Source organism: Vibrio sp. 10N.222.52.B12, assembly GCF_002875385.1.
Classification (GTDB): domain Bacteria; phylum Pseudomonadota; class Gammaproteobacteria; order Enterobacterales; family Vibrionaceae; genus Vibrio; species Vibrio jasicida.
Genome location: NZ_MDAW01000098.1, coordinates 52,622 through 73,050 on the forward strand (window position 1 = coordinate 52,622; position 20,429 = coordinate 73,050).

A 20,429-nucleotide genomic window follows, 5' to 3' on the forward strand; every position below is an offset into this window, starting at 1 on the left:
GCGCGGATGTTAACTGTTTTAGTGATTGTTATCACATGGAGGTGATGGTGAATCATGCTAGTGAAGAGGCAAAGGTGTAAACTATCGAACCATGTAAAATTGAAAAAAGCGATATATAGTTTCAGTTCGGTGTTTATAAATTGAAATTATATCGCGAAATATTAAGATTTTATGGTTTTAGATGTTGCGGTTAAGCTTTGTTCGATAACATTGTAAGGTGTTCCGAAAGCGGCAGTGGTCTTGCTACCCCAAACCCTTGAGCAAACTGGATATTTAGCGCTTTCAGTGTGTCGATATGATCTTCTGATTCGACAAACTCGGCAACCGTGACTAACTGCATGCTGCTGGCGACTTGGCTGATGGCTTGGACGATTATTCTGTCATTTTCACTGTCGACAATGTTTTTCACGAATGAGCCGTCCACCTTCAGCACGTCAAGGGGAAGGCGACGCAAATAATCGAAGCTCGCATAACCGGTGCCAAAATCATCCAGTGCGATGGTGGAACCTCCTTCCCGAAGTCTGTTTAAATTTTGAATCGCGATCGGTTCATTACGAAGGGCGTCCGATTCGGTAATTTCAAAACACAGTTTATTCATCGGAATCTGGTGTAGATTCGCTTCGGTTTGAATGTCTTCCGCTAAACCCTGTGAATTCAGTGCTTTGGCGGTCAGGTTGATGGCACATCGCCCGATCGAGTCCCAATCTTCAATATGGTTTTTTAGCGCTTTGAAAGTGTGTTCGATTACCCATTTATCTAGCTCTCTTTCTAACCCGAATTCGTTGATCAAAGGGAAAAATTCGGCCGGAGACATAAGTTCACCCTGTTTGGGTTTAAGGCGCAGCAAAATCTCAAAGTGGGCATTTTGAGCGTTATCCGATAGCGCTCGATAAGGCTGACAATAGAGCTCAAATTCGTTTTCGCGAAAGCACTGTTGGATGAAGCTCAATTGGTTAAGTGTCTTATTTTCTTCTTGATTGTGTGTTACCCAGTTCACGCATGCGGTGTCGCGACCTTGTTGCTCGCACAACTTGGAGATCAAAGGATCAAGATTGTGGTTTCCGTAGATGGAAGCACACTGGATGGTACGTTTTACAAGGCTTACCGCGCTGTCGTCGAAGTAAAAATAAAAACGGTCTAACAGCCCAATGAGTTTGTTTAACTCAGCTTCCATGTTTGGCAAGCGTGGTGCAAAACAAAGTAAACCGCTAGCGAATGGCGGCAGATAAGCTCGAGTTAGGTGGTCAGTTTTATACGCGAGGTATTGGCTAAGTTGTTTCATTAACTGTGCTCGACCTTGGTGTCCTAATCCATGAAGTTTAGATAAGGTTGGTTCAAGATCGATGTAGATCAATGTCGCGTGAGTTTGCGTTGCGACATCTTCTTTTAGTTGCGCGAGATTGTATAACCCCGTAAAGCTATCGATGCGTTCTTTTCGAATCGCATTACGTGTCGTGACATAGTTCTTTATTGTATGAGCACCAAGCATAAAAGTGAGCATGGTCAGTACAAACAAAACCAGCAACATCGCATAAACTTGTTCGCGTGATATGAAACCTAGGTTGTAGCGGCTGATGATGCTCTCGACACAAACGAGCAATGTTGCAGCGCCAATCAGCATTGGACGTAGTAAGCCAAACTTTCCGAGTCCCATGCCGACCAAACACAGCAGCATCAAGCTAAGTGTATTCAGAGTTAACGGATTTTGTGTGGATATGCTGGCGACCAAAAATAGCGCACATACCATCAACCATAAGCGATAGTGTAATGGATCAGAGTAGGCCGCCATCATTGCACGATCGAGCTTAATATACGGTGCATTTTCTCCATCAAGGACATAGCTTAAACCAAGGCTCAACAGAGGAGTTAGTACCATTTGTGTCAAAATCGCGCTCAAAACAGAGTAAGCGATAAACTCAAAAGAGAGATTTGTCACGTCACTTAAAAAGGCACTAATCAGCATGAGTAGAGCAGTGTTTGCAATAGGATAGAGAATGCCGATTAATACCGCATAATAACTGAGCTTTAAGGTGAAGTTATACGCCGCAACGCGTTTTAATGCGGATCGGTAGAGGTGACAAAACAACAGCGGTAATGCGGGTAGCAACACAGAAAATAGCAAAGCCATTTCCCACGGACGTTTGGAAAAGCACCCATAGTAGAAAAGTAACCCAGCAATGATTGTTGGCAATACGCGCCAACTGTATCGGAGTATGACTGTTACAACGAAAGCGGCCGTAAAAGAGAGTACGTGGACACGATCCTGTGCTATCACGTAAAAGTTGGAGAGGCTATAACTTACTTGTATTGCGCAAAATATTAGGATTTGAATGCCTAAAAACTGCCACCACTTTTTATTTTTATAATCGAGCAACAGGGGTGATTGCTCGAATCCAGACATCGACATTATTTAACTCTAATTTTGACAGCGTAATGGAAGCATCCGTTTAAGCACGGATGCTTCATTTTTTATAATGATTCGCCTAGCAAGGTGAGTGCAGTTGCTCATGGTGGGCGGGTTAGCCCTTATCGTTTTTATTATTTTTGTATATAAGAGCGGCGATTATTCTACAAAAAACAGCCAACAATCAAATAAAAACTGGTACGACGTTCCGTTAATATGAAAGAGTGCTCATGAACACGATTCTTTGTTTGAAAAATCAACCTTTGCCTAAAGTTGGTAAAGCACTAGAATCTGACTGAAATAATTGGAGTTTATCGAAATGGGGCTTTAGATATTGCTTAATGTGTCCCGAAGGAGTGAGTTGTTATGAAGATCACCTCAGCAGAAAAACAAGATTTAGTTACACTATACGAGCTTGAGCATAAGCTGTTTGGGCATCATGCATACCCAAGATTCTTCTTCAGACAAGCATTTGATTGCTGGCAACAGGGGTTGGTAGTTTCCAAGCAAAGCGAGCAAGTCACAGGCTATGTATTGATGGCACAAAGTGATGAACAAAACACCCATTGGATTTTGTCACTTGCGGTAGATAGTCAGCATCGAGGAAAGGGGATTGCTCGTTCGCTTGTGGAGAATGTAATCTCAAAAGCAAGTTCCGGTTCTGTTATTAAGTTAACTGTCGACCCAAACAATATGCCGGCTTACAAGTTGTACACTTCGTTAGGTTTTAAGGTTCTGGAAAAAGAAGAAGATTATTTCGGTGATGGAGAACCGAGATTGGTCATGGTACTAGCCCGTTAATCTTGCACTTCTGTGATTCAAACTCGCACCTAATCAGTGCATTGCCAAAGATAAAGTGAAAGCTTATTTTGTTAAGTTATTGAAATATAGTGCAATATAAAATTGGCATCGAGTTTGCTATTTAGATTATGTTCATCGTTAACTCGATGCGCCGCTTTCCCTTAGCAGGCGGTTAAGCGGATAGGGTATTACTTTTTGAGCTTTTATAGGCAATGCAGCCTCTCTCGTTTCGGGAGAGGTTTTTTTTCGCTTGTAGCTCGTCATTCTAAGGAAAGAATCAGGGGGCGGAATGTCGCAAGGATGCAAAAAAACCACTTGTCCCTATTGTGGTGTTGGATGTGGTGTCGAGGTTAATGCGAAAGGAATCGTTGGGGATGCGTGTCATCCTGCAAATGCGGGATCACTGTGCGTAAAGGGCGTCGCGTTGGCAGAGAGCTTGAATATGCCTTCGCGCTTGCTGTATCCAAAGCTTGTCACCAAGCAGCGACCTCAAGGGCAAGAAGTACAATGGCAACAAGCCACGGATCTGATTGCAGAAAAGATTCATCAAGCGAAAGCAGAGTTTGGACCGGATTCCGTCGCGATGTACGTGTCAGGCCAGTTGTTGACGGAAGACTATTACGTCGCCAACAAACTCATGAAAGGCTATGTTGGCAGCGCTAACATCGATACTAACTCGCGTTTGTGTATGTCTTCGGCGGTTGCGGCTCATGTACGAGCATTTGGCGAAGATGTCGTTCCCGTCAATTACGACGACATTGATAATACCGAGCTGTTGGTCATCTGCGGTGCGAATACTGCTTGGACGCACCCTGTTTTATTCCGACGTATTCAACAAGCGAGAGAGAACAATCCTAATCTCAAGCTGGTGGTCATTGACCCGCGTGAAACGGTCACAGCGCAGCAAGCCGATTTGCATCTACCGATTAAAAATGATGGGGATGTATCACTTTTTAATGGGCTGCTTAAGTTTCTTATTGAGCAGCAATGGTTTGATTCTCAATACATAAATTCCCATACCGACGGGTTTGATGCGCTTGCAGAAGAAGTTTCTGATTTGCGTTACGATGTCACTAATTTAACGTCTTCCATTGGCATTTCAGAAGAAAAACTCACGACATTCTTCCAATGGTTCGCACAAAGCCCAACCGCAATCACGCTGTTTTGCCAAGGGGTTAACCAAGCCGAAAATGGTGTTGATAAAGGCAATGCCATTATTAATGCACACTTGGCGCAAGGCAAAATTGCCAAGTCAGGTTGCGGGCCGTTTTCTATTACAGGTCAGCCGAATGCGATGGGCGGACGAGAAGTCGGTGGTTTGGCAAATCAATTAGCGGTTCATCGCGCTTTTGACGCAGAGTCTATCAAGCAAGTGCAGGCGTTTTGGGATTCGCCAGAAATTGCCACTCAGCCCGGTTTAAAAGCCGTTGAACTGTTTGAGGCGGTAGAACGTGGTGAGATTAAAGTTCTGTGGATCATGGCAACCAACCCCGTTGTCTCTTTACCAGATAACCAATTGGTAAAACGTGCACTAGAGATTTGTCCGTTTGTGATTGTTTCCGATATCACAGCGGATTCGGATGTAGCGCATTACGCGGACCTGTTGCTGCCCGCCGCTGGCTGGGGGGAGAAACAAGGCATGGTGACCAACTCTGAGCGTCGACTTTCAAGGCAGCGCCAGTTTCAAACACCTCCGGGTGAAGCAAAATCAGATTGGTGGGCGATAAGCCAAGTCGGACAAGCTCTGTGCGCATTGGAAAAGACACAAAATGGTTTTGCGTTTACTTCTGAGCGGGCGGTATTCAGGGAATATGCGGCGATGACAGGCATGAATGCAGATTCGCCATTGAAGCTAGATCTTTCTCAATACGCCAACTTAACCGAACAAGAATACGAAGAGTGGGTGCCAACACAATGGGGAGGAGAGCGTCCTTTTGCTGATGACGTCTATTCGCACCCAGATGGTAAAGCGCGTTTTGTCGTGACCAGTGAATCTCCAACGCGTTTAGAGAGAACAAAAAGCTGGTGGCTCAATACGGGCAGGCAACGCGACCAATGGCATACCATGACGCGCACAGGGCATATCGTACACCTTGCCGCCTCTGAGTTAGAACCAACCGTGTACATGAACACACTCTCTGCTACTCAAAACCGCTTAAAAGCAGGACAACTCACCAAGCTGTTTCAGCCTGCTTCAAACACTGGTATTTATGCCAAAGTTGCCATTGATGAGGGTTTGGGTTTTCAGGAGCTGTTTATGTCAATGCACTGGGCGGGTCGATATGGCGGTGAAAGTAGTGTTAACGCGATAGTAAACAGCGCAAAAGACCCTATTTCCGGGCAGCCTGCGTTTAAGTCATCTTATGTTGAAGTGCAAGACGCAGCGGTCAAAACCTACGGTATGTTCATCGGTACGCAGTTTGATTCCGGCAAGTTTCTCTACAGCGCATTTCAAGCAGAAAGCAATTTGGGCATTTGGCGCTTTGCACACGATAAGAGACCAAAGAAGCAGAGTTTTTGTCGAACGGAAAAGAGCCGCAGAATTACGATAGATATTGCCCAAGGTTGGCTAGCGGTGGATTACGACCTTGTTGGAGACGTTCGTATCATTCGCTCTGTTTTGGTGGTGTCTAGTGAACCGATTCAAACCGACTACACCAACTTTACCGGCTTGATTGGCAAACCGATGGAGCTATCGCAACTGCTTACCATCACTCAATCGCAAAGCAGTGCCAAACTGGTTTGTAGTTGTTTCCGTGTTACTGATAAACAAATACATGACGCGATGGAGAAACAAGACTGCACGTCACTGACTCAACTTCAAAACAAACTCAAATGCGGTACTAACTGTGGTTCGTGCGTCTCTCAAATCAAACAAATGCTCGACAGCCATCAGCATCAAAAGGGCAAACCGCAAGCGAATCAGCAAAGTTTGGCTATTCAAATAAAGTAAGTCTTAAAGAGGATAAGCACATGGAAGCGCCTTATCAAAAGTCTTGGTTTAAGAAAGGACAAGCGAGTCAGAAACAAGAACGCTCGTCTCGCTTTTCTAAGCATGATCAAGCAAGCAAACTGAACCAACTTTTAGAAAATCACTCCACAGATCTAGATGCGAACCACAAAGGTTTTGTCTCGATTGTCGGAGCAGGGCCGCACGATCCTGACTTGTTAACGGTAAAGGCTGTAAAAGCGATTATGTCGGCAGAGGTTCTGCTGTACGACCGTTTGGTTAACAAAGATATTTTGGAGTTGGCTTCGCCACAAGCCGATTGGATTTACGTGGGCAAACGATGCGGACAACCTAGTATTGGTCAGGAAGAAATCTGTGATTTGATGGTGTCGCTCGCTCAGCAAGGAAAGCGAGTTGTGCGCTTAAAAGGGGGAGACCCATTCGTATTTGGCCGTGGAGGTGAAGAGGCATTAGCACTCGTCAAACACTCAATCGCTTACGAAGTCATCCCCGGTATTACTGCTGCGATTGGATGTTCAGCAAACAGCTTGATTCCGCTGACTCATCGTGGCGTTGCTCGCAGTGTTACCTTTGTTACGGGGCAAGTGGTAACAGGTGCATTTGAAGCGTGGAGCCAACTGATGCAAAGCGGACAAACGTTAGTCTTCTATATGGGGTTAGAAAAGTCATCGCAAATACAAACGGGTTTAATCAATTCCGGTTTGAGAGCAGATTTCCCAGTCGCGATCATCACTCATGGTTGCAGCCCTCAGCAACAAGTTCATGTTACCCAACTCAATCAGCTCAATGATTTATCGATTACACTTAAAGGCGTGAGCCCAGCATTGATTGTGATGGGAGAAGTTGTCAAACTGCGCGAACAACTAATAGAAACCGTACAGTCAGTGACGGAATACGAGGGAATATGAGCAGCATTTTGGAATGTATTAGAACAGTCGGTCGTGGCGAACGTGGTAGAAAACCACTGAGCTTTGACCAAGCGTTTCGAGTTATGGATGAATACCTAAACGGTGAGTGCGACGACGATCAGATGGCAATGCTGTTGATGCTGATCCGCGTACAGAACGAGACTCAACAAGAAATCGCTGGCTTTGTGAAAGCATTCCAATCCCGCATGCCAGCTATTGGTGCAGATATTGATTGGCCATGTTATGCAGGCAAACGTGAAGCGGCAGGTCAGCCTTGGCATCTGTTGGCAGCGAAGATCCTTGCCGATAATGGCCATAAAGTGCTGATGCACGGCTATCACGACCGTCAATCTGGTCGTTTACACGCTGAAGACTACCTCGACAAATTTGCTATTACGAAAGCGGAATCAGCAGAAGAAGCAAAGCGTGTGTTAGAAACACAAAACATTGTGTATCTACCGCTGAGTGCGTTTGCTCCTCAAGCAGAAACCATGATCGGTTGGAAGAATCGTTATGGGCTTAGAACGCCGATTAATACCGTGGTTCGAGCATTGAATCCGGGGCAGGCGACGGTTGGTATTCGTGGTAGCTTCCATCCTGGGTTCCAACAACTTCATGCTGAAGTCGAATACGAGATTGGTCAAACCGCTCACGCCGTTGTGTCATTCAAAGGACAATCGGGTGAGTCAGAATACAACCCGAAAGTAAGTCAAACCGTATGGTTAAGCCAAACAAGCGGCGTGACATCGCACTACTGGACGGAGCAAATGCTGTCTGAGGTGCCAATGCCTGCGAACTGCCCGTTTGGGACGTCAGAAGACGACATGAACCAAATGGCAAATACGGTTCTCGCTACCATGACAGTGGTCTTGTTTGCACAAATGCACGACAGAGAAAAAGCATTCGAACGCGCTTTCTCTTACTGGCAAGCCTATTGCGGCCAACAATAACGCACTATTGTCAATTAGTGTAAAACCAACGACGCAAAGTTGTTGAATCTGAATCCATTATCTATTGTTTGAAGAAGGTAAAAGATCCTAGCTCGCCAATGATGTGTTCACCACCTTGCTCCGTATCAGAGTGGTGAAACCGCAGTTTTAGCCTCGATAGCGTTCGTTTCTCGCTGCGCTTTTGAGAATGAGAAATTCCCATATGGTAAGACACAGAGGACATGGATAATGGTTCTAAAGCATACCACTCCTAGTGAAAAGGCTTCTCATCCGATCCCGCAAGAAGCCTTCGATTGGTACGATGAATACGCCCACGGAAAAATCACGCGCCGTGAGTTTCTAAATAGGCTGGGTGGCCTTGCTGTGCTTGGCTTTAGCATGACAGCACTGGTCGATGCGTTAACCCCGAATTACGCACTCGCAGAACAAGTTTCATTTAACGATCCTGACATCAAAGCAACTTACGAAACCTTTCCATCTCCAAATGGGCATGGAGAAGGGCGTGGTTATTTGGTGATGCCACAGAAGAAGACCTTGAAATCGCCGACCGTGTTGGTGATTCATGAAAACCGAGGTCTGAACCCTTATATCAAAGATGTCGCAAGACGACTTGCAAAGGACGGCTTTATTGCTTTCGCTCCAGACGCGCTTTATCCACTCGGCGGCTATCCGGGGAACGACGATGAAGGTCGCGCCATGCAGAAAGAGATGGACAGAGCCAAGATTGAACAAGACTTTATTGCAGCCGCTAACTTCCTCAAACAATACGAGGGTGGCAACGGTAAATTGGGCGCGGTTGGATTCTGCTTCGGTGGATACATAGTCAACATGCTTGCAGCGGTAATGCCAGAAGAGCTCGATGCAGGTGTGCCTTTTTATGGAACACCAGCTGCGCAAGAGATCCAAAAGCAAGTCAAAGGACCGTTGATGATTCACTTTGCAGGGCTCGATAAGCGTGTTAACGACACATGGCCTGCTTATGAGCAGCAATTGATCGCAACCGACGCACAGTATCAAGCGTTAATGTATGAGAACGTCAACCACGGCTTCCATAACGACTCAACAGCACGCTACGCACCGGAAGAAGCAGCACTCGCTTGGGAGCGCACACTCGGCTTCTTCAAAGAACATCTCGCCTCTAGTTAAAACGCGTCTACTTTAGTTGGCACATACCTTGTTATGTCTCTCTTAGTGAGAGAGATATAAACAAGGAATGTGCATGACTCAATCAACGTCAAAAACACCCATCATAGTATGTTGTGATAGCCTCCAAGAGCAGGCTCGATTGTCCGGCTTATTGAGCAAAGATTACGACAACATCATCGGCTGCCAATTGGCACAACTAGAAACGTTAATGCAACGAGAACCGTCGACAAGCGTTGTGGTTGGATGGCAGCAACCAACCGCGGAACTGCGTTTGATCGTCGATTTCTGCCGCAGAAAATCGGCACCACTTCTTATTGTTTTAAAGCAGTTATCATCCAATGATATCAATCGGTTATCAGAAAAAATGGACTATGTGCTCATGCCGCACGATAGTGAATTTGCACTTCAACCTTGGATTGAGCATGCGACATTAGTGAGAGCGAAATTCGAAAGTATGCAATCGGAAATTGAATCGCTTACCCATAAGATCGAAGAGCGCAAGCTGGTGGAAAAAGCCAAAGGTCTGCTGATGAAGATGCACAGCGTTGATGAAGAACAGGCTTATAAAGCGCTTAGAAATTCAGCCATGCAATCAAGCCAAACGCTCGCACAAGTTGCCAAGAATTTGATAACAACTTTGGAGGTGTTGGATTAGTTGCTCTACTACTTTGGGGTTAGGGTGCACTTTCTAACGTGGTGCGTGTTGCACTATCAGCAAGCAATAACGGGTGATAACGAACTGCGGAATATACTAATTTATTGTATTTACTGTGAAAAATAAGTTGGCACAGTAATTGATTATCTTAATAGTGAAAAAGTTAGAATTGGGTTTATTGTTGAATCGCTTATCTCAATTATCAACGGCGGTAATTGTAGACTTAGCAACGGCGCTACTGCTCTTCGGAGTAGTGGCGCTTTTTTTATGGGAGCAAACCAATGAAATGGAGTTCGATGCTGAAAGTGTCAGCAATTTCGTTATCGGTATTCACCACGGTCAGCGTAAAGGCAGAGTTGGGTGAGCCAGAAATTGAAGACCTGAAGTTTGGTTTTATTAAGTTAACCGATATGGCACCGCTGGCGGTTGCTTATGAGAAAGGCTTTTTTGAAGACGAAGGCTTGTACGTCACTTTAGAAGCGCAAGCAAACTGGAAGGTGCTTTTAGACCGAGTCATCGATGGTGAGCTTGCTGGCGCGCACATGCTGGCTGGTCAGCCACTAGGCGCGACGATTGGTGTTGGCACAAAAGCAGAAGTGATTACTGCGTTCAGTATGGATTTGAACGGCAATGCAATCACGGTTTCCAATGATACTTGGGAGCAAATGAAGCAATACATTCCAAAGCAACCAGATGGCAAGCCAGTTCACCCAATCAAAGCGGATGCACTGAAGCCTGTGGTCGACAGCTATCTGGATAAAGGCAAACCGTTCAACATGGGGATGGTGTTCCCTGTATCGACGCACAACTATGAGTTGCGATACTGGTTAGCGGCAGGTGGGATTCATCCAGGCTTTTACGCACCAGACTCAGGCGATAACAGTGGCCAGTTGGATGCTGACGTTCTTTTGAGTGTTACACCGCCACCACAAATGCCAGCCACAATGGAAGCGGGCACGATCAAAGGGTACTGCGTAGGCGAACCATGGAACCAACAAGCTGTATTCAAAGGCATTGGTACGCCAGTCGTGACCGATTACGAGATCTGGAAGAACAATCCAGAGAAAGTATTTGGTGTTTCCAAAGCTTGGGCTGAGAAGTATCCAAACACGCACATTCGCGTAGTGAAAGCCTTGATTCGAGCGGCACATTGGTTGGATGAAAATGACAACGCCAACCGCCAAGAAGCAGTGAAGATGTTATCAAAAAGCGAGTACGTTGGAGCCGATGCCGAAGTTATCGCCAACTCAATGACCGGTACATTTGAATACGAGAAAGGCGACAAACGAGACGTGCCAGATTTCAACGTGTTCTTCCGTCATAACGCCACTTATCCGTATTACAGCGATGCGATTTGGTATCTGACCCAAATGCGCCGCTGGGGGCAAATCTCAAGCGAGAAATCCGATGATTGGTACATGGATGTGGCGAAAGAGGTTTACCGTCCAGATATCTACCAACAAGCGGCTCAAGCACTGATTGAAGATGGTGTGTTGAGCAAAAAAGACTTCCCAGATTTCAGTGCTGAAGATGGTTTTCGTACGCCACAAACACACTTTATCGACAACATCGTTTATGACGGTCGCGAGCCAAATAAATATCTAGAGAAGTTCTCTATCGGGCTTAAAGGAAAAGACAAAGTTTAGGGTTAGCCGTCCTACAAAAAATACAGCGGGCAGGTGAGTCTGCCCGCAATAACAAGGATGTAAATTTCTTAGGAGTGAGTATGTCTAGTAATGTCATTTCCCTTTTTCCTGCTAAGCAGGTAGTGAACCGAAGTCGGTTGGTGCTTTTGCCCGCCATTGGTTTGCTGATCTTTTTGGCAATGTGGCACTTAGCGGCGAGAGAAGTGCAAACTTCATTAGGTACGCTACCGGGACCAGTGCAAACTTTTCAGCAGTTTAGCAACCTTGTCGATGACCATTGGCAAGAGCGAGAAAAGGAACAAGCGTTTATCGAGCGTCAGGAAAAGCGCAATGCTGCGAAGTTAGCCAAGAATCCAGACGCGGAAGTGAAGATTCGTCCTTACACAGGTAAACCGACATTCTTCGACCAAATCATAACAAGCTTAGTGACTGTAACTGCGGGCTTTTTGTTGGCGACGATTATCGCGATTCCGCTTGGCATCGTGCTTGGTCTGAATCAAGGGCTGTATCAAGCGTTCAACCCAATCATTCAATTGCTCAAGCCCGTATCACCTTTGGCTTGGCTGCCTATCGTCACTATGGTGGTGAGTGCCACTTATGTGAGTGATGACCCGATGTTTGCTAAGTCGTTCATTAACTCTCTGATCACTGTGGCGCTGTGTAGCTTATGGCCGACGCTGATTAACACCGCTGTGGGTGTAACAAGCGTTGATAAAGACTTAATCAACGTGAGCAAAGTGCTCCAACTTTCGTGGTGGCAGCACATTCGCACCATCGTTTTACCTTCTGCCATTCCAATGATCTTCACAGGTTTACGTCTCTCTTTAGGTATCGCTTGGATGGTGTTGATTGCGGCAGAAATGCTCGCTCAGAACCCAGGGTTAGGCAAGTTCGTTTGGGATGAGTTCCAGAACGGCAGTTCAGCATCATTGGGGCGCATCATGGTGGCAGTCATCACCATTGGTTTTATCGGTTTGATGCTCGATAGAGGCATGCTGCAACTTCAAAAGTGGCTGTCTTGGAATAAACAACAAGCGTTGAGATAAGGGAAAAGATCATGGAAAAAGCATTATTAGATCTAACGCGTTTAGGGATGCGATTCCCAACGCCAGATGGCGAGTTCATCGCGCTTAAGAACGTTGATTTACAAATCAATAAAGGTGAGTTTGTATCGCTGATTGGCCACTCTGGCTGCGGTAAATCAACGGTATTGAACTTAGTCGCAGGGCTGCACATGCCAACAGACGGCGGCGTGATCGTCGATGGACGAGAAGTAGCTGGACCAGGACCAGACCGCGCAGTGGTGTTCCAAAACCATTCATTATTGCCTTGGTTAACCGTGTATCAAAACGTTGAGCTCGCAGTAAAACAAATTGCCGGCAAAAAGGGCAAAGCGTGGATTCAGGAAGAAGTGAATCACTATTTGGAGTTGATTCAAATGCAGCATGCCGCGCACAAAAAGCCGGATGAAATCTCGGGCGGTATGAAGCAGCGGGTCGGTATTGCCAGAGCACTGGCACTTCAACCGAAGGTTCTACTGATGGATGAACCATTTGGCGCGTTGGATGCGTTAACACGTGCACACCTACAGGATGCACTGATGAAGATTCAAGCCGAGCTAAACAACACTGTCATCATGATTACCCACGATGTGGATGAAGCGGTGTTGCTATCTGATAAAATCGTGATGATGACTAATGGACCGGCGGCAACTATTGGTGAAGTGTTAGAAGTGAATCTACCTCGCCCTCGTGAGCGTGTCGCACTGGCGGATGATGCGCAGTATCAGAAGTGTCGACAAGCAGTGCTGAAGTTCCTTTACGAGAAGCAATCCAAAGTCGAGATTCCTGCTTCGAAAGAAGACAAACCCAAAACCGCAGCGCAAACGGCATAAGGAGGCAGCAATGAACAGTCCTTTAACGATTCCAGTTAAGAACGCATTGAGCCACATCGTTGTGGTTGGCAACGGTATGGTCGGGCAACACCTCGTCGAGCAATTAGTGCAGAAAAACGCGCATATTGAGCACCGAATTACCGTGATTGGTGCAGAGCGCTTTATCGCGTATGACCGTGTGCAATTGTCGTCTTTGTTTGCGGGTAAGTCTCATGATGATTTGATGCTGAGTAATCAAGAATGGTTCGACATGCATGGCATCCAACTCGTACTTGGCAGCCAAGTAACAGGCATCGACAGAGAACAAAAGCGCATTCTGCTTGATGGTGAAGATGTGCTGGGTTACGACACAACTTGTGCTCGCGACTGGTTCTTACCCGTTTGTGCCGCCAATTGAAGGTAAAGACCGCGATAACGTGTTTGTCTACCGCACGCTTGATGACCTTTCACAAATCAAAAAGGCATGTGAAGGCGCAAGAACAGGCGCAGTGATTGGCGGTGGCTTGTTGGGTTTAGAAGCGGCAAACGCACTCAAACTATTGGGGCTAGAAACTCACGTCATTGAGTTTGCACCTCGCCTGATGCCCGTACAGTTAGATGATGGTGCTGGCTTAGTGCTAAAAGAGAAGATTGAAGCACTAGGGCTAACCGTTCATACCTTAACGGGTACGGAACGAATCTGCGATGGTGAAACGGCTAAGCATCGTATGGTGTTTAAAGACAAAGATCCTCTCGAAGTGGATGTGATTGTCTTCTCCGCAGGCATTCGTCCTCAAGATGAGCTGGCAAAAATGGCTGAGCTAGAAGTCGGCGAGCGAGGCGGTATTGTGATTAACAACCAATGCCAAACCAGCGATGAGAATATTTACGCGATTGGCGAATGTGCTCTTTGGGAGCAGAAGATCTTTGGTTTAGTCGCACCCGGTTACACCATGGCGAGAACCACTGCCGATGTCTTGACTGGTATGCCAAGCGAAGGTTTTAAAGGCGCAGACATGAGTACCAAGCTCAAGCTGCTTGGGGTGGATGTGGCGTCTATCGGCGATGCACAAATGCAGACCGAAGGCGCACAAGAAATGGTATTGCAAGATGCGGTTGCAGGCATCTACAAAAAGCTGGTGGTTGATGCGAGCGGCACCCAATTACTTGGTGCGATTCTCGTCGGTGATAACAGCGATTACGATGCGCTCTTACAGTGTTATTTGAACAAAACAGTCTTGCCAGACCACGCGGCGAACCTGCTATTTGATACTGGAATGCTAGATGGAGAGATGCCAGACAACGCCATTATCTGTTCTTGTCACAACGTCACAAAAGGTGACTTAGTTGCCGAGATACAAGCTGGCACCACCAACCTGACGGACCTTAAAGCCAACACCAAAGCCGGTACTGGCTGTGGTGGGTGTAGCAATATGGTGAAGTCGGTATTGGATACTCAACTGGCAGCCATGGGGGTAGAGGTCAACAACCACCTTTGTGAGCACTTTGAGCTCAGTCGACAAGAGATGTTCCATATTTGCCAAGTGGAACAAATCAAAGACTTCGACACCTTAATTGCACTGCATGGCAAAGGGCATGGGTGTGATATCTGTAAGCCGACAGCAGCATCTGTGTTTGCTTCTTTGTGGAATGAACACATCATGGAGCTGCAGCATCAATCTCTGCAAGATTCTAACGATGCCTTTATGGCAAACCTGCAAAAAGATGGTTCTTACTCGATTGTACCTCGTGTTCCGGGCGGTGAGATCACGCCAGACAAACTTATCGTGCTAGGCGAAGTCGCTCAGCAATACGATCTGTACACCAAAATCACTGGCGGTCAGCGCGTGGATTTATTTGGCGCGCAGTTAGAACAGCTTCCTGAAATCTGGCAAACCTTAATTGATGCCGGTTTTGAAACAGGGCACGCCTACGGCAAGTCGGTCCGCACCGTGAAATCTTGTGTGGGTTCTACTTGGTGTCGTTATGGTGTTGATGATTCAGTTGGATTAGCCATTGAGCTAGAGAACCGCTACAAAGGATTGCGAGCGCCCCATAAGCTTAAGTTTGCCGTATCGGGCTGTACTCGCGAGTGTGCAGAAGCGCAAAGTAAAGACATTGGGGTGATCGCCACCGAAAACGGCTGGAATCTATACGTTTGCGGTAATGGCGGCATGAGACCAAGACACGCGGATTTGTTTGCATCCGACCTATCCAAATCAGAGTTGATCACCATGATTGATCGAGTTTTGATGTTCTACGTCAGCACCGCTGATCGCTTGCAGCGCACGTCGGTGTGGATGGAGAACATGGAAGGGGGCCTAGATTACCTTAAACAAGTGATTTTGGATGACTCTCTGAATTTATGTGATTCTTTGGATGAACAAATGGCGCGCGTCGTAGATACCTATCAATGTGAGTGGAAGAGTACGCTGGATAATCCTCAAAAATTGCAACGCTTCCGTCCTTTCTTGAACAGCACGTCGGGCAGCAAAGTCTTACCGTACCAACGTGTGCGCGGTCAGCGTATTCCCGTGAAACAGGAGGTGTAAATGGCAGCTTTAACCAAAGTGAAATTGTGTCAGCTTGATGACTTAATGCCGTTTATCGGTGCCACTGTATTGATTGAAGGCGAGCATGTCGCGTTATTCTACATTCCTGATAGTGGTGTTTACGCCGTTCAAGATTGGGACCCAATCGGTAACGCTTATGTGATGAGTCGAGGGATTGTCGGTGATATCGATGGTGAGATGTGTGTTGCGTCACCACTGTACAAACAGCATTTCAGCTTAAAGAGCGGGCAATGTTTGGAAGACGAAGCGCACTGTCTAAAAACGTGGCAAGTAATGGTCGACGACAATCAGGTTTGTTACTTAGCCGAGGAATGATTTCCGAATATTACTAGGTTGCTAGGTATCAATGAATTCCTAGCGTAAGAGACAAGCGAATAAAGCTCCAGAGACAGTACAGTATGGCTCTGAAGCTTTTTACTATTTGGAAGGATTCACTTGTAGTTCGATATAGCCAGTCGAGTCGTCCATCGCTCTAGTGAACTCAAGTTCTGAGTAAGAATGGATGATCAATTCTGCGGTGGTATCAATAACCGTGCCTTCCATTAAATGCCCGCCCCAGACTCGTCCTTCACGATCAGACACCGAGATATGAACGTGTTGATGTTCAGGCGTTAGGGTTCCCATCACAGAGACGATTTCAAATGGCTCTTGCTTGGTTAACGTACTCTCTGCACTTGCCAAACGAAGGTTGAGGTCAGAGACACAGCCAACGCATGAGGCAATCGAGCCAGCTTTGATACCATGCTGCTCGACCAATTTCGCAAGGCTGAGCTTTAAGTCCATGCCTTTGGTAAGACGTACCGCTATCACTTCAATCGACATGTCATTTCCTAATCAAAACCAGCAAGCAGGAAAGCGCCGTATCCAAGTCGGCATAACGTTTGGCTTTGCCAAGTACGCGCATGCCTTGCATGTTGTTGAGAACAAAACGAGCAAGCTCTTCTGGTTTCAGCGTTTTCGGCACTAAGGTTTCTTTTTGTGCATTGGTCAGCGCATCCGCAATGATGTCGATAAGATGGTCAAACAAAAAATGCCCTTTGCGCAGTACATCACCGTCTTCCCCAGCGTGCTCAATCAACGCATTTTGGATAAAACACCCACAGTTGCGTTTGCGCTGCAGCTCAGCAAAAGATTTAAGGAACGATTCCAACTCAGGTAAAGACGCGTCGTCTTTTTCCAAATCATTCAGTGACGGTAGCGAGACCTTTTTCAAGTAGGTATCGAGCGCTTCGTAGTAGAGCTGTTGCTTGTCACCATAGGTGTTGTAAAGACTGAAGCGGTTGATGTTCAACTCGTCTGTGAGATCCGAGATAGACGTGTTCGCAAAGCCCTTGCGCCAAAACACATCCATAGCCACGAGAAGCTTTTCATCTCGGTCGAAATTGGCTTTTCTTGCCATAAATTACCTGCCTGGGCCTGCTTATCGGATAATTAAATTGCTTTGGAGGGATGGTACAGAGAACCTCTAGCGTTCGAACTGAACCAATATGATGAATACCCATCTATTTTGGGTATCAGCCCCCAAATTCATGTGAACTCACAAACGGCATCAAAAATCTCGCTCAGCAAACAGACCCACAGCTGTTTGAAAATTTTTGATAGTGAAGTTCTTGACTGATCGTTTATAAACTGGCTACAGTATATCCTAACCAATCGGTTAGAAAAAGATAAAAGGATGTGAAATGAAGCTCTATGAAACCGCAATGACTCCAAGTTGTAAGCGAGTTAGCATTTTTCTAAAGGAAATCGGTGGCGAGGTTGAGCGAATTGCGCTGAACGTTCGTGAGGGCGATAACCTATCTGAACCGTTTAAATCGAAAAGCGTGAATGGCAAAGTGCCTCTGCTAGAACTGGATGATGGCACGACGATCTGTGAAAGCGTGGCGATTTGTCGCTACCTAGATGAAGCGTTTGAAAATGATCTGGCGCTGTTTGGTGCTAACCAACTCGAACGTGCTCAGGTGGAAATGTGGCATCGCGTTGTCGAATTCCAAGGCTTGTACACGGCTTTTCAGGCGTTTCGCAATATCACAGCAATTTACCAAGATCGTGAAAACTGTGTTGCTGCGTGGGGTGACGAGTCGAAATCTCGCGTATTAGAATTCCTGCCAATTCTCGACAAGCGCCTATCAGAAAGCGAGCATATCGCCACGGACAACTTCACCATCGTAGACATTACCGGCTACATTTTTGTTGGTTTTGCCGTAAATGGCTTGAGTATTGAAGTGTTCGAAACCTACCCAAATATTGCGCGTTGGTTTGAACAAGTATCGGTGCGTGAAGCGTTTCAAGGTTAACTTCTAGCGTGATTTTTCTGAGCAGCAAGGCTTTTGTAGACTTGCTGCTTTTTGTCGTTTTAAGCGCAAAGATCTTCAATTTTATCGGGTTTTCTCTTCTTTTTCTGCCTTTCTCCTATAATTAACTCTATTAATGAAACAACATCAATTGGCTCTCACGGCGTTTTGGAACCTTGAGTTCTTAGTTTGTAGACGTCCCAATCATTATTGGACTTCACCAAGTAATGAAGGACACCAAGCGACAAGGAGAGGTTATGCGTGTTCGAAGTAAAACCATCAATGGCGTGTTGTGTACGCTGCTCGTAGCGTCTGTGTGTGGATTAGTTGCGATGTATCAAAACCACACTCAACAACATCAACAAATTGAATTGCTGCGCGGGCAACTGGTGGAAAAAGAAAACCAAATCGTTGTCTCGAATGAGGCGTTGTCTTATACCCGTTACCAACACCAACTATTATCAGAAGATTACACTCGATTTAGAGACGAACAGTCCACTAACGCCATCCTTCGTTAGGCACTGCGTCATAAGCAGGGAGCATTATGAAATCAATTTTGTTGGTCGATGACAGTAAAACGGTGTTGCTCTATATGACCAGCGCACTGCAAAAGCAAGGGTACGAGGTCATTGCCGTTGAAGATGGTGAGTCTGCGTTAGAAGTGCTGACTCACCGAACTGACATTCAGTTTGTCCTCAGTGATTTGATGATGCCGGGCATCAGTGGCATTGAGCTTTGCCGTGAGCTTAAATCGTCGGCGTTTTCTCGCTATATCTTCTTTGTGCTTCTCTCTTCCCGTAACGATCAAGAATCCATCATCAAAGGCATGGACGCAGGCGCCGATGACTTTGTCGACAAGAAGACATCTGTAGAGGAACTACAAGCGCGCATCCGAGCGGGTTTTCGTACCTTAGAACTGCACAATACGCTCACGACAAAAAACCAAGAGCTCGATTTAGCCTATCAAACTATTCAACAAGATCTCGACGCTGCGAGTGATTTGATGACTCAGTTATTACCAATGGAAGAACAAATTCACACGGCAAAATTCAGCTTTACTTATGTGCCTTGTTCCAAGATCGGTGGCGACATGTTTGGTTATGTCGAGCTTGATGAGCAACATGTTGCTTTCTACGTATTTGATGTATCGGGCCATGGTATTTCTTCAGCACTGATGGCATTTTCAGTCCAGCAAACTTTGTCACAACGTCACCAATCGGAGTCCATAACGTTAGACTGGAGCGACAATGAATACCGCATCAGTGAGCCTGCCGCTGTGATTGAAAGGCTTAATCGGCGCTACCAACAAGCGCAAAACAGCAAGCTTTACTTCACTATCGAATACGCCGTGTTGAACACCGAAACCGGTGAGCTGAATTATTGCACTGCAGGACACCCTAAATTCGTTTGGCAACAGACGGAACAAAACCGCTTGGAACTTGTTGGCGACAACAACTTCATTGTCGGGGCATTAGAGCCGATGACGTACCAAGGTGGACGTATTCAACTTAAGCCTAATGACGCCCTTTGGTTTTTCTCCGATGGCCTAATAGAGGCCAAGCAAGGTGAGGAGCTTTACGGCATTGACCGACTGCTATCCAACATTGAAGGGAGTCAAGCGATGCCAGAAAAGGCACAAACCAATGCCGTTTTGGAGCAAGTGCAAAACTGGCAAGGAAAACTGGAACTCGACGATGATGTGAGCGTGTTGAAAGTGCAATGGTTGCGTTCTAGGCAGTCGCAAGCCGTCAATTCGCCGAGTGCGGTATTCCAGAAATCCTATCAAGCGTCTTTAGAAGTTTCACGCCAAGCGAGTCTCGAATTGGTTGAGTTCCTACAACAACATTCGGTTTCTTCTCATGCCATGCAAACCCTAGAGTTGTGTGTGGTTGAGTTGATGAACAATGCTTTCATCCATGCCTATCAAGAACAAACCGGAAAAACGGTCGAGTTAGAGTGCGAACTAACACAAGGTGAGCAGCACAACATAGAAGTGCGTGTATTTGATTATGGCAATCGCATTTCTGATGAAACCTTCCAAAGTTACACCTCAAAGCAAATTGAGACGCCAAATCTATTTGATGAACAGAGTTGGATGCCTTCAGGGCGAGGTTTGATGCTCATTGCCCAGATGACGGATGCGTTTACAGTCTCTCATAAAGCGGGTCGAAGTTGTTTTTCTGTAGTTAAAAAAGTCAGTTAACTCAC

The 20,429-nt window shown here is 46.2% G+C and carries 16 protein-coding genes and 1 pseudogene; 14 read left to right on the forward strand and 3 right to left on the reverse strand.

Features of this window, described 5'->3' with window-relative positions; translation table 11 throughout:
* Positions 1 to 190: 190 nt before the first annotated feature.
* Positions 191 to 2,407, reverse strand: coding sequence for an EAL domain-containing protein (locus BCT11_RS05835; protein ID WP_102387576.1), 2,217 nt, complete (start codon positions 2,405 to 2,407; stop codon positions 191 to 193).
* A gap of 363 nt (positions 2,408 to 2,770) precedes the next feature.
* On the opposite strand from BCT11_RS05835, the gene BCT11_RS05840 reads away from it, so the two are divergent.
* The 11 genes and pseudogenes from BCT11_RS05840 to nirD all read left to right on the forward strand — a co-directional run bounded on the left by BCT11_RS05840 (position 2,771) and on the right by nirD (position 16,242).
* Positions 2,771 to 3,205, forward strand: coding sequence for an N-acetyltransferase (locus BCT11_RS05840; RefSeq protein WP_102387577.1), 435 nt, complete (start codon positions 2,771 to 2,773; stop codon positions 3,203 to 3,205).
* 289 nt (positions 3,206 to 3,494) lie between these two features.
* Positions 3,495 to 6,158 (forward strand): nitrate reductase, encoded by a 2,664-nt coding sequence (locus BCT11_RS05845; protein WP_102387578.1) that lies wholly within the window; start codon positions 3,495 to 3,497, stop codon positions 6,156 to 6,158.
* 20 nt (positions 6,159 to 6,178) lie between these two features.
* A complete protein-coding gene (gene cobA, locus BCT11_RS05850; protein WP_102387579.1) occupies positions 6,179 to 7,084 on the forward strand; it encodes a uroporphyrinogen-III C-methyltransferase in 906 nt (301 codons plus the stop codon).
* Positions 7,081 to 8,034: a glycosyl transferase family protein gene (locus BCT11_RS05855; protein WP_061034606.1), complete on the forward strand. Its 954-nt coding sequence runs from the start codon at positions 7,081 to 7,083 to the stop codon at positions 8,032 to 8,034. Before cobA ends, BCT11_RS05855 begins: the two co-directional genes overlap by 4 nt.
* 228 nt (positions 8,035 to 8,262) lie before the next feature.
* On the forward strand, positions 8,263 to 9,180 hold the full coding sequence (locus BCT11_RS05860) for a dienelactone hydrolase family protein (protein ID WP_005375880.1): 918 nt from the start codon (positions 8,263 to 8,265) through the stop codon (positions 9,178 to 9,180).
* A gap of 73 nt (positions 9,181 to 9,253) precedes the next feature.
* Complete coding sequence (locus BCT11_RS05865; protein WP_198593921.1) at positions 9,254 to 9,835, forward strand: ANTAR domain-containing protein; 582 nt, start codon at positions 9,254 to 9,256, stop codon at positions 9,833 to 9,835.
* Positions 9,836 to 10,116: 281 nt separating this feature from the next.
* Entirely contained in the window at positions 10,117 to 11,481 is a 1,365-nt protein-coding gene (locus BCT11_RS05875; RefSeq protein ID WP_102387581.1) for a CmpA/NrtA family ABC transporter substrate-binding protein, read from the forward strand.
* A gap of 80 nt (positions 11,482 to 11,561) precedes the next feature.
* The gene (locus BCT11_RS05880) at positions 11,562 to 12,527 is read left to right on the forward strand and encodes an ABC transporter permease (protein ID WP_102387582.1); all 966 of its coding nucleotides are present in this window, start codon (positions 11,562 to 11,564) and stop codon (positions 12,525 to 12,527) included.
* A gap of 11 nt (positions 12,528 to 12,538) precedes the next feature.
* Positions 12,539 to 13,375, forward strand: a complete 837-nt coding sequence (locus BCT11_RS05885) for an ABC transporter ATP-binding protein (protein ID WP_102387591.1) — start codon at positions 12,539 to 12,541, stop codon at positions 13,373 to 13,375.
* 10 nt (positions 13,376 to 13,385) lie between these two features.
* Positions 13,386 to 15,906 (forward strand): annotated as a pseudogene (gene nirB / locus BCT11_RS05890) (nitrite reductase large subunit NirB).
* Positions 15,907 to 16,242 carry a nitrite reductase small subunit NirD gene (gene nirD, locus BCT11_RS05895; protein WP_102387592.1) on the forward strand — a complete coding sequence of 112 codons (336 nt, stop codon included), beginning with the start codon at positions 15,907 to 15,909 and terminating at the stop codon, positions 16,240 to 16,242.
* A gap of 102 nt (positions 16,243 to 16,344) precedes the next feature.
* Here nirD and BCT11_RS05900 read toward each other — a convergent pair whose 3' ends face one another.
* The gene (locus BCT11_RS05900) at positions 16,345 to 16,749 is read right to left on the reverse strand and encodes a PPC domain-containing DNA-binding protein (RefSeq protein ID WP_102387593.1); all 405 of its coding nucleotides are present in this window, start codon (positions 16,747 to 16,749) and stop codon (positions 16,345 to 16,347) included.
* A gap of 1 nt (position 16,750) precedes the next feature.
* Entirely contained in the window at positions 16,751 to 17,326 is a 576-nt protein-coding gene (locus tag BCT11_RS05905) for a TetR/AcrR family transcriptional regulator (protein ID WP_102387594.1), read from the reverse strand.
* A gap of 283 nt (positions 17,327 to 17,609) precedes the next feature.
* On the opposite strand from BCT11_RS05905, the gene BCT11_RS05910 reads away from it, so the two are divergent.
* The 3 genes from BCT11_RS05910 to BCT11_RS05920 all read left to right on the forward strand — a co-directional run bounded on the left by BCT11_RS05910 (position 17,610) and on the right by BCT11_RS05920 (position 20,424).
* Positions 17,610 to 18,224, forward strand: a complete 615-nt coding sequence (locus BCT11_RS05910) for a glutathione S-transferase (protein ID WP_005450075.1) — start codon at positions 17,610 to 17,612, stop codon at positions 18,222 to 18,224.
* 254 nt (positions 18,225 to 18,478) lie between these two features.
* Complete coding sequence (locus tag BCT11_RS05915) at positions 18,479 to 18,739, forward strand: hypothetical protein (RefSeq protein ID WP_038878106.1); 261 nt, start codon at positions 18,479 to 18,481, stop codon at positions 18,737 to 18,739.
* A gap of 26 nt (positions 18,740 to 18,765) precedes the next feature.
* Complete coding sequence (locus tag BCT11_RS05920) at positions 18,766 to 20,424, forward strand: SpoIIE family protein phosphatase (RefSeq protein WP_102387595.1); 1,659 nt, start codon at positions 18,766 to 18,768, stop codon at positions 20,422 to 20,424.
* Positions 20,425 to 20,429: the final 5 nt, after the last annotated feature.

Excerpts from the sequence above, each read along its gene's own strand:
- BCT11_RS05885 (WP_102387591.1), top strand. The coding sequence starts at position 12,539 with ATGGAAAAAGCATTATTAGATCTAACGCGTTTAGGGATGCGATTCCCA.
- BCT11_RS05845 (WP_102387578.1), top strand. The coding sequence starts at position 3,495 with ATGTCGCAAGGATGCAAAAAAACCACTTGTCCCTATTGTGGTGTTGGA.
- BCT11_RS05910 (WP_005450075.1), top strand. The coding sequence starts at position 17,610 with ATGAAGCTCTATGAAACCGCAATGACTCCAAGTTGTAAGCGAGTTAGC.
- BCT11_RS05875 (WP_102387581.1), top strand. The coding sequence starts at position 10,117 with ATGAAATGGAGTTCGATGCTGAAAGTGTCAGCAATTTCGTTATCGGTA.
- BCT11_RS05840 (WP_102387577.1), top strand. The coding sequence starts at position 2,771 with ATGAAGATCACCTCAGCAGAAAAACAAGATTTAGTTACACTATACGAG.
- BCT11_RS05855 (WP_061034606.1), top strand. The coding sequence starts at position 7,081 with ATGAGCAGCATTTTGGAATGTATTAGAACAGTCGGTCGTGGCGAACGT.
- BCT11_RS05860 (WP_005375880.1), top strand. The coding sequence starts at position 8,263 with ATGGTTCTAAAGCATACCACTCCTAGTGAAAAGGCTTCTCATCCGATC.
- cobA (WP_102387579.1), top strand. The coding sequence starts at position 6,179 with ATGGAAGCGCCTTATCAAAAGTCTTGGTTTAAGAAAGGACAAGCGAGT.
- BCT11_RS05915 (WP_038878106.1), top strand. The coding sequence starts at position 18,479 with ATGCGTGTTCGAAGTAAAACCATCAATGGCGTGTTGTGTACGCTGCTC.
- BCT11_RS05835 (WP_102387576.1), bottom strand. The coding sequence starts at position 2,407 with ATGTCGATGTCTGGATTCGAGCAATCACCCCTGTTGCTCGATTATAAA.
- BCT11_RS05880 (WP_102387582.1), top strand. The coding sequence starts at position 11,562 with ATGTCTAGTAATGTCATTTCCCTTTTTCCTGCTAAGCAGGTAGTGAAC.
- BCT11_RS05900 (WP_102387593.1), bottom strand. The coding sequence starts at position 16,749 with ATGTCGATTGAAGTGATAGCGGTACGTCTTACCAAAGGCATGGACTTA.
- nirD (WP_102387592.1), top strand. The coding sequence starts at position 15,907 with ATGGCAGCTTTAACCAAAGTGAAATTGTGTCAGCTTGATGACTTAATG.
- BCT11_RS05905 (WP_102387594.1), bottom strand. The coding sequence starts at position 17,326 with ATGGCAAGAAAAGCCAATTTCGACCGAGATGAAAAGCTTCTCGTGGCT.
- BCT11_RS05920 (WP_102387595.1), top strand. The coding sequence starts at position 18,766 with ATGAAATCAATTTTGTTGGTCGATGACAGTAAAACGGTGTTGCTCTAT.
- BCT11_RS05865 (WP_198593921.1), top strand. The coding sequence starts at position 9,254 with ATGACTCAATCAACGTCAAAAACACCCATCATAGTATGTTGTGATAGC.